Origin of the sequence: Methanoculleus sp. UBA208, assembly GCF_002498065.1 — an archaeon.
GTDB lineage: Archaea > Halobacteriota > Methanomicrobia > Methanomicrobiales > Methanoculleaceae > Methanoculleus.
In genome coordinates this window covers 7,589-16,988 of sequence record NZ_DAFZ01000006.1, presented here as the reverse complement: position 1 = coordinate 16,988, position 9,400 = coordinate 7,589, and the positions used below count along the sequence as shown (strand labels likewise).

6 protein-coding genes, 1 tRNA gene and 2 pseudogenes are annotated in these 9,400 nt (G+C 63.6%); 6 read left to right on the top strand and 3 right to left on the bottom strand.

Annotation, left to right across the window (positions count from 1 at the left end; genetic code table 11):
• Nucleotides 1-563, bottom strand: a pseudogene (locus tag BRA62_RS00425) (PrsW family intramembrane metalloprotease); the annotation flags it as partial.
• Between the two features lie 80 nt (nucleotides 564-643).
• Here BRA62_RS00425 and BRA62_RS00420 point away from each other — a divergent pair.
• On the top strand, nucleotides 644-1,531 hold the full coding sequence (locus BRA62_RS00420; RefSeq protein ID WP_292364062.1) for an ABC transporter ATP-binding protein: 888 nt from the start codon (nucleotides 644-646) through the stop codon (nucleotides 1,529-1,531).
• 44 nt (nucleotides 1,532-1,575) lie between these two features.
• Here the strand turns inward: BRA62_RS00420 and BRA62_RS00415 are convergent, their stop codons facing one another.
• Nucleotides 1,576-3,447, bottom strand: a complete 1,872-nt coding sequence (locus BRA62_RS00415) for a PAS domain S-box protein (RefSeq protein WP_292364061.1) — start codon at nucleotides 3,445-3,447, stop codon at nucleotides 1,576-1,578.
• Nucleotides 3,448-3,688: 241 nt separating this feature from the next.
• Between BRA62_RS00415 and BRA62_RS00410 the strand changes: the two genes are divergently transcribed.
• Entirely contained in the window at nucleotides 3,689-5,542 is a 1,854-nt protein-coding gene (locus tag BRA62_RS00410) for a methyl-accepting chemotaxis protein (protein WP_292364059.1), read from the top strand.
• Nucleotides 5,543-5,551: 9 nt separating this feature from the next.
• Nucleotides 5,552-6,043, top strand: coding sequence for a chemotaxis protein CheW (locus BRA62_RS00405; RefSeq protein WP_292364057.1), 492 nt, complete (start codon nucleotides 5,552-5,554; stop codon nucleotides 6,041-6,043).
• A gap of 379 nt (nucleotides 6,044-6,422) precedes the next feature.
• On the opposite strand, the gene BRA62_RS00400 is transcribed toward BRA62_RS00405, so the two are convergent.
• Nucleotides 6,423-6,496, bottom strand: a tRNA-Lys gene (locus tag BRA62_RS00400).
• Between the two features lie 113 nt (nucleotides 6,497-6,609).
• Here BRA62_RS00400 and BRA62_RS00395 point away from each other — a divergent pair.
• The 3 genes and pseudogenes from BRA62_RS00395 to BRA62_RS00385 all read left to right on the top strand — a co-directional run.
• Nucleotides 6,610-8,070, top strand: a complete 1,461-nt coding sequence (locus BRA62_RS00395) for a DHH family phosphoesterase (protein WP_292364056.1) — start codon at nucleotides 6,610-6,612, stop codon at nucleotides 8,068-8,070.
• Nucleotides 8,067-8,687 (top strand): 6-hydroxymethylpterin diphosphokinase MptE-like protein, encoded by a 621-nt coding sequence (locus BRA62_RS00390; protein WP_292364054.1) that lies wholly within the window; start codon nucleotides 8,067-8,069, stop codon nucleotides 8,685-8,687. The genes BRA62_RS00395 and BRA62_RS00390 overlap by 4 nt, the downstream gene beginning before the upstream one ends.
• Nucleotides 8,677-9,400: pseudogene (locus BRA62_RS00385) on the top strand (radical SAM protein); the annotation flags it as partial. The gene BRA62_RS00390 and the pseudogene BRA62_RS00385, both read left to right, overlap by 11 nt.

The following is a 9,400-nucleotide window of genomic DNA, read 5'->3' as shown; positions in this document are numbered from 1 at the left end:
GGGGGCGGGGGGGGGGGGCCCCCCCCCCCCCGGGGGGGGGGGGGGGGGGGGGGGACCCCGGCATTCGCCGGGGTGCCGACCTGCTGCCCGCTCTGGGTCGCCAGGAAGTCGATCTCGCTCTTCACGTACTGAAGATCGATCCAGAGCGGGTAGGCGGCGAAGAGATCGGGCTCTCCGGCGGCCACGCGGGAGACGTAGCTCTCGTAGTCTCGTTCCAGGGTTTTTAACGCCGCCCGCCCTTTATCCGTATCGGCGGCGTAAACCTCGCCGTTTCGGATGACGATGTCGTATGCGAACCGGTTCTCCCAGAGGGCCGGACCGTTGTCGAGGTAGGCGGCAAAGCGGCTGTCAGGGGCGACAATCCGGACGACATCGGGGTCGTCGATGCCGATGCGATACATGCCGTCCTGCATATGGACACCGCTCTGGGCGGCAAACGCCGTCACCAGCACCAGGAGGACGAGCAGCCCTGCCGCGAGGGGGAGGACGTTTCTTCCCATCGTGGTCATCGACCGGTTCATCTCCCAGACGGCAATCGTCCGGATGGAGGAGGCAAGACTCATGATAATCCCTGAAAACGTCGGAGAACCATATCTCTGTGCAGCAACCTATTAGTAGGCATCGGAGACATAGGGGGTACCAGATGATCACGGCCCGCTCTCTAGTCAAGCACTACGGCGACTTCCCTGCTCTGGACGGCGTTACCTTCGATCTCGACGATGCACGAATACTCGGGGTGATCGGGCATAACGGCGCCGGCAAGACGACGCTCTTGAAGATCATGGCCGGCCTTATCTCGCCGACGGCAGGCAGCCTCGTCGTCGATGGGGTTGACGTTGTCAGAAGGCCGCTCGACCTGAAACGGAACCTGGGGTACCTCCCCGAAGAGTCGCGCCTCTACGAGACGATGACCACGGATGCGTATCTCGCGTTCTTCGGCGAGATCTACGATCTTCCGAAGGCAGCCATCCGGGAGCGGCGCGACGAACTCCTCGATTCGCTCGCGCTCGATGCGGACGGGAAGAAGATCGGGGAACTCTCGAAGGGGATGAAGCGGAAGGTTGCGATCGCGCGGTCGCTGATGCACGACCCGGGGCTGCTCATTTACGACGAGCCCACCTCCGGCCTCGACCCCATGACCTCGCGGTCGGTGCTCGACTACGTCAAGGGCCTGCGCGACCGGGGCAAGACGGTGATATTCTCCGCCCACAACCTCTTCCAGGTGGAGGAAGCCTGCGACCTCGTCCTGATCCTGCGCCGGGGGAAAGTGGTGGCGAACGGCACCATGCCCGAACTCCGGGAGACCTTCGGGTCGCTCACCTACCAGGTCTTCTTCCGGGTTCCCGACCCGGCGGCGTTCGCGCCAGCGGTCGATTATGCGGCCTCCGACGGCCGGTACCTTGCCGAGGCGCGTTCCGTCGAGGAGCTGAACCGGACGACCGCGGCGCTTGCGGCCGACGGCGCGACGATCGAGCGGATCGAGTCGCATTACCCGACGCTTGAGGAGATGCTCCTGAAGATCGGGCGGTAAGTGCGGGGTCGGCCCCCTCCGGCGGTAGTGCACCCGGAAGCGCCTCATCGGGGGGTTTCGCCGGTCTCATCCATAAATATCCTCTCCCATTTCTGGAATCTCTCCGCCCGCCGCTCTCCGGTGATGTCCCGGATCGACTCGATGGCGCCGACAATCTCCCCCCGGTTGTCGTAGAGGGGGCCGGCCTTCACCCACCAGACCCATGGAAAACCGCCGCCCGGCGGCGGGATGACGGACTCTGCGACGATCTCGCCCCACTCGGCGTAGGTGATGAAGCGGTACCGGTTCCGGAGCGCTACATCAGGGTTCAGGACCTTATCCACGAGCATGGCTGTCCTCTTCCCGTAAAACGGGAGGGCATAATCATGGTTTCCCTTGCCAAGGATCTCCTCTGCGGTGATCCCGGTCAACTCCTCCATTGCCAGGTTCCAGGCAGTGACGACTCCCCCGCGGTCGATTGCAAACATGGCGTCGGGCAGGTGTCGTACGATGCCGGCCAGCCGGTCATGGGACTCCCGGAGCGCTCCCTCCGCGAGAACGCGGCCGGTGACATCGTGTACCTGGATGAGGCAGCCATCCGGGCCCCCGTCGTCCGGCGACCTGAGCGGGCTGACGACGCCCCCGACGTGGATGATCCCGGTTCGTGTCGTCGGGAGGAGATCCCGGCTGCGAACCCTGTCAAAGTCGAACCGGCAATCCAGCGGGGTCACCGCATCTCCTGGTGCCTGCATCTCGCAGGCATCGAGCGCCCTGCAGACCTGCAGGAGGTTGATCCCCCGTACATCGTCGAGACGGGCGATCCCGAAGAGTTCGAGGCAGGCACGGTTGGCATGGAGCAGTGCCCCGGCGCTATCGCAGACCGCGATCCCGATGGGGGAATCCTCGAATATTCTCCTGAACCGCTCTTCACTCTCCCTGAGCGCGCCCTCCCGGTCGTGTGCCTCCTGTTCAAGGGCCTGTAGTTGCCGGCGCAGGGTCTCCTCGATCACCCTGAACTCGTGGCTATCGGAACAGAGGTACTGGTACTCGAGTATTGTTCCGTCGGGACTGCAGAGCGCCCGGCCCCGCCACCGGTACCAGCGGACCTCCCCATCAGGCGTGACCATCCTGCAGCCGAGCGTCGCCGACGGGTTATCGGGCGTGATGCCCCGGACAAAGTTCTTCCACGCCGCTCTCTCCTCCTCGACAAGCGGCGGGCGGAACTGCCGCCCGACGAGGTCGCCCCGGTTCGTCCCTGTCATCCGGCAGTAGACCTCATCGGCCCAGCTGGCACGCCCGTCCGGCGAGACACGGACGATCCCCTCGGCCCGGTCTTCCCGGAGCGCCTCCTGCCGCAACGCCTCAAGCAGGCGCTCTTCTCCGGGATCGCCATCCTCCAGGACCTTCTCCAGGACGAGCGAGACCGCGGGCCGGCCGGTCTCGAGTACGGTGGGTATCAGGGAGACACGGTAGGAGGCGGCACCCCTGCGAGAGCCGGGGCTCCACCGGAAAGTCCCCTCTTCTCCCCAGAGCGCCCTCCTGAGCAGGGAAGTTACATCATCGGAAGAGGAGATGCCTGGAAACAGCGGCAGGACCGGATGGCCGATGAGAGCCCCGGGCGTAGCCCCGAGGATGCCCGCGAGCGTGCCGGATACCTCCAGGACCTCCAGGTTGTGATCGACGACGATGAGGTTTGGGGAGCAGAACCGGTGGACGGCCGTGACCGGCAGGCGACGGCTCGGGCAGTAAACCTTTGCCGCGCCGACCAGCCGCATGTCGACCGATCCCTGCCGCTGCAGGATCGCGAGGTATTTCGAGACGGAGTTCCGGTTCATCGTGAGGAGGGTTGCGATATCGCTGATGCTCAGCCCGCCCGGGTGCTCCTGTAAAATCCCGAGTATCCCTGCAAGGTTATTCTCTGTCTGTCTGTCGACCATGGGAGGTGACCATGATGTATGGTCATACAATAAGCAATATATAAGTGTTGCGTAAATGCATAGCAAGTGTGCATGGCATAAGAGTCATTTTAAGGGGTAAAGAGGGGATAACCTTGCATTAGCGACGAAAATTGGGGGATCTGATCCGCTGCATAGTGGGGGGCCGGCACGACACCCCAGGTGTCCCTCGCCGGCCCGGCGGAGTCTGCAGAGAGTATGATGTCGCACAGGAGGTAAACCTATGATTAACGGTGAACTGGAATCAGGCAGCCCCGTCTCAACCACGGTGGAGGAGAACCGGCGGCTGGCGGAGGTCATCCTGCAGGAGAACCCGATGCCTACCATCATCTGGGACGGGAACCTGCGCGTAACGACGGTGAACAAGGCGTTCCTGCAGATGACCGGCTACGACCGAAAGAAAGCCGAGTCCATGACCATCAAGGACTTCGAGCTCGACGGCGACAGGTCGGGCCAGGAACTTATGGAGGTCTTCAGGACGAATCAGACGGTATCCGGCGAGATAAATGTCACACTCCCGACCGGTACCTTCTCGTTTGTCCGCTACAACGTCCCGCTCCCTGACGGGGCCGGCAACGTCGAGAGCGTGATGAGCGTCTACAAGGACATCACCGACCAGAAACGGCAGATTGAGCGGATGGAGGCGCTCCGGCAGCAGGCCGATGCTATCGTCCAGGAGAACCCGATGCCCATCATCCTCTGGGGCGCCGACATGACCATAAAAACACTCAACAAGGCGTTCCATCGGGTGACCGGCTACACGAGGGAGCAGTCCGCACGCCTCACCGGACGGGACTTCAAGTACATCAGCCAGTCGGGAGAAGGTGCCGCCGATACCCTGAAGAGCGGGAAGCCGAGCAAGGGCGAGGTCACCGTCGAGTTCCCGGCAGGCGTCCGGATCCTCGAGCGCTACAATATCCCGCTCATCGATGAAAGGGGTAATATTGCGAACGTGCTCACGGTCTACAACGACATCACGGAAGGGCGGACCCTTGAACTGAAGCTCCAGAAGAGCATCGGAGAGGTCGCGGAAACCCTCACCGCGATTGCCGGCGGCGACATGACGCGGCCGGCGCCCACCTATCTGGACGACCCGCTGGAAGAGATCAAAAAAGACCTGAATGCGGCGATAAAGTCCCAGGGAGAGTTCTTCCGGCAGATTCTCGAACAGGCAGATGCTCTCGAACACGTCGTCACCGATGCCGGGAAAGGTGCCGATGAGATCGCCCAGGCATCCCAGCAGGTGGCGAACACCGCTCAGAAGACATCTGACGGCGCAAAAGAGCAGATCCGGCAGCTTGACCGGGTAACCAAGGAGATCGGGGACCTCTCCGCGGCGGTGGAAGAGATTGCAAGCACCGCCCAGGAAGTCAGAGATCTCTCCATGAACGTCGCGAAGGCCGGGGAATCGGCCGTCGGGCTCGGGAACGAGGCCGGAGTGAAGATGCAGGCGGTGCAGCGGATCTCCGAACAGGCCGTCACGGAGATCACGAACCTGAACGCGAAGATGCAGGATATCGGCCATATCGTGAAGTTGATCACCGATATCGCGAACCAGACGAACCTTCTCGCGCTCAACGCAGCGATCGAGGCCGCCCGGGCCGGGGAGCACGGGCGCGGGTTTGCGGTCGTCGCGGGCGAGGTCAGGAACCTTGCCGGGGAATCGAAGAGCGCGACCCGGCAGATCGAGGAGGTCATCGGCGGGGTGACCGCAAGCAGCGGGAAGACCGCCGAGGCGATGCGGGGAGCGCACACCGAGATCCTCAGCGGGATCGAGAGCGTGAACAAGACCATCGCGGCCCTCAACAAGATGGTCGCCGACGTCAACACCTCCGTCGGCGGCATCGCTGACATCTCCCGGGCGACCGAGAACCAGGCCGCCGCGGCGAATGAGGTCACGACGAGCGTCGAGGCGGTCTTCTCCCTGATCCAGGAGACAGAGAGGGGGACGGAGAGCCTCGCCGCGCTCGCCGAGGAATCGTCCGCCTCGACCGAGGAGGTCGCCAGCGCCGCGAACGAGATCCAGCGGATGGCCCATCAGCTCCGCGAGCGGGTCGCAGTGTTCAGGTTCCAGTGAGGCCGGAGCATGATCGACGTCGTCGAGTTCGGGCTGGGGCGGGAACTGTACGCGATGGATATCCAGCTCGCCCGGGAGATTGTGGAGATGATGCCCATCACCCACATCCCCCGGGCGCAGGACTACATCGCCGGGATCATGAATCTCCGGGGCGAGATCACCACTGTCGTCGACCTGAAACGATTGATCCGGATCCCGGGAGAATCGGGGAGCAGCCAGAAGATCATCGTCCTGGTCGCCGAGGCGGCCGGGGGGTCGAACCTCGGCATAATCGTGGACGACGTGCACAGCGTCATCCAGGTGGCCGAGGAGGATATCGAGTTGATGGACGAGGGGATCTCTTCCGGGGTCCACGCCTTCGTCAAGGGGATCATCAAACTCACGAAGGATGAGGACGACCGGAAACCGGGCGATGCCAGGTCACAGCGTGGATCCGGGCTCATCCTCTGGATCGACATTAAGAAGATCCTCGACGACCTCGTCCAGAAGGGTCAGGTATAGTCGCCCGGTCGATTGCGCCTGCAAAACGTGGCGTATCCGCAAACCTCTTTTTTTGACCCTGCCGCCGTACCTGCGTGAGAGGGTGCGGAAAGGGGAGTCCCCGGGGTCCTCCTCCCTGCATAGCGCTCTTGTGGGGTTTCCGCCGGGGCAGAATTTATATAGCAGCGGCATGTATGTGCCTTCACGATCCCGTTCCCGTCGCAGCAACCGGGCTCCCGTGAGAAACCCCGGCGCGGGCGGAGGCCGGCGGGGGTTGACCGGACGGCCGGGTGTCCGGTCCGCGATGGAGAAACCGCTCTGTGGATGAAGGATCGCGCGAACCGAACGTAACCGAAGGATCGATCTCGGGTGCAAAGGATGGAAAGAATCGGGTGTTCGACGGGCCTGAAGGGATTTGAACCCTTGGCCTACGGATTAAGAGTCCGTCGCTCTGCCGAACTAAGCTACAGGCCCATGTATCTGACCTAATAGTATAGCATGGGAACGGGTATAAATCTTGTGGAACCCTCCCGAAAATCGCCGAAATGGAATCCCTTAATACCATGAGAAGTTACACCATTGTACGCATGCCCGAGGCGGTCCAGAACGTTTCGAAGGAACGTATCAAATACATCATTCTTGGCTGCGGGAGCACCGGCTATAACGTCGCAGAGGAGCTCGAGCAGGAGAACGAAGATCTCATCATCCTCGATAAGGACGAGAAGCGGGTGGAGGATCTCCGGGACCAGAAGTACGAGGCGCTCGTTCGCGACATCCGTGACCCGGACCTCATGGAAGGGTTGCCCGTACCGGAGGTCGCGTTCATCCTCGCCAACGACCGGGATGCCAATCTCGCCGCGCTCAAGACCGTCAAGACCCGATACCCGGCGACTTACGTCATCGCACGCGCCACCGACCCGGTCAGCGTCGACCTTCTCCAGCAGGAAGGCGCCGACATCGTCCTCTACCCGCAGGAGGTGGTTGCGAGAACTGCCATCCACCACATCAGGAAGCTCCACTCGTCAAGGCTCGCCCTGCGGCTCTACGATATGCTTGCCGCCTGGGAGGGGACGCTCTGCATCGTCACCCACTTAAACCCCGATCCCGACTCGATCTCGAGCGCCATGGCGCTTTCGATGATCGCGCGGCACGCGAGCCGCAACAAACTCAACTGCCGCATCCTCTACGAGGGGGATATCGGGCACCAGGAGAACCGGGCGTTCATCAACCTCCTCGAGATCAAGATGGAGCGGCTCACCCCCCAGATCCTTGAGGAGTGCAACTACATCGCCCTGGTCGACTCGTCCGGACCCGGCGTGAACAACGAACTCCCCAGGTCCACCCGGGTCAACATCATCATCGACCATCACAAGAACGGCGAGCATCCCTCCACCGTCGCGGACTTCGTCGACATCCGGCCGGGGGTCGGCGCCACGGCGAGCATCATGACCCAGTACCTGATGGAGCTCGACATCCCGGTGAACAAATCGGTGGCCACCGCACTTCTCTACGGCATCAGGGCCGACACCAGGGACTTTAAGAGGAACGTCACCCCGCAGGACCTCAACTACGCGGCGTTCCTCCTTCCCCTGACCGACTCAGATCTCCTCGACAAGATCACGTCTCCCTCCATATCGCAGGAGACGGTCGAGATCATCGGGAACGCCATCCGGAACCGGCGGGTCAAGAGCGGCTACCTCTTCTCCAACGTCGGCTACATCAGGAACCGCGACGCTCTCCCGCAGGCGGCCGACATGCTGATCCATCTCGAAGGCGTCAACACGGCGCTGGTCTACGGTATCAGCGACCAGAATATCGTCATCTCCGCCCGGAACAAGGATATCAGGCTCCACCTCGGGAACGTGATGGCCGAGGCCTTCGGCCCTATCGGTGAGGCGGGCGGGCACGCCACGATGGCCGCAGCCATGATACCGCTCAGTTACTTCTCCATGGTGAAGGAGAAGGAGGACCTGCTCGATCTCATCATCGACCCGATCCTGAAAAGGTTCGCCAGCATCGTCGGCCTGGACAACGAGGATAAACAATGAGGTTCGCGGACTGGGAGCCTCACTACACTGCAATTTTAGAGTATTTTGGGTTTGAGCGCGAGGAGGACGAGGCTGCCGCCCGGCTGCTCGCGGATCTCGCGGACCGGGACGACGTCGGGCTGCTCGAAGCGCTCATCCGGGACAGGACCGTAACGGTCTGCGGGAACGCCCCCTCTCTCCCGGAGGAGCTCGACCGGATCGAGGGGACTGTGCTTGCCGCCGATGCGGCGGCGGAGGTGCTTGCGGACCACGGGATCCGGCCGGATGCGGTCTTCACCGACCTCGACGGGGCAACGGACGTCTTCATCGACCTCTCGGAGCAGGGGACGGTGATGGTCGTGCACGCCCACGGCGACAACGTCCCGCTCCTCCGCCACTGGGTCCCGCGTATCACGGGGCCGCTCGTCGCGACCACCCAGGCGGCACCGCTCGCGCACGTCCACAACTTCGGCGGGTTCACCGACGGCGACCGGGCGGTCTTTGCCGCCGACGAACTCGGGGCGGCGCGAATCTGGATCGTCGGGTTCGACCTTGCCGACAAAAACGTCGATCCCCTCAAGCGGGGAAAACTCTACTGGGCGGGGGAACTCCTCCGCCTGATCGGGTATGACCTCTAGCGCCCTCATCATCGACGGCTATGTCGACGAGCCCGCATGCCTCGGCGTCGCCCCCTACATCTCCCCCTACATCCGTGAGGTCGCCGGAGTCCTCGCCGGGCACGGCTACGCTCCCCGCTACGTCACCATCGACCAGGTCCGGGCCGACCCCTCCCTCGCCGCCCGCCCCGGCCGCGGCGATCTCGTGGTGATGATCGCCGGCCTGACCGTGCCCGGCGCCTACATCGGTGGGAAGCCCGCGACCCTGACGGAGATCCAGCAGCTCGGGATCCTGCTCCGGCAGCCGACCACCGCGATCGGCGGGCCGATCGCCTTCGGCTACGCTCACGGGGGCGGGAAGAAAGCGATCCGGCAGGCTATTGCCGGCTTCGACGTCACGCTCTCGGGGTCGCCCGCGGTCGCGCTGGATGCCTGGCTCTCGGGCGGCGAGCCAGCCGGAGCGGGCGACTACTCCCTGACCGACCCCTGGTGCGTGGCGGGCGCCGGGATCGTGGCGCAGCACCCGGCGTTCCCGTACGTGGTGTGCGAGCTCGAGACCGCAACCGGGTGCTCCCGGGCGACGGTCGGGGGGTGCTCGTTCTGCACCGAGCCCTTCTACGGGCTCCCGCGCTACCGGAGCACCGAGGGGATCGCGGAGGAGGTGGCGGCGCTCCGCGCGGCGGGTGTGCGCCATTTCAGGCTCGGCCGGCAGCCGGACCTCCTCGCCTACAAAA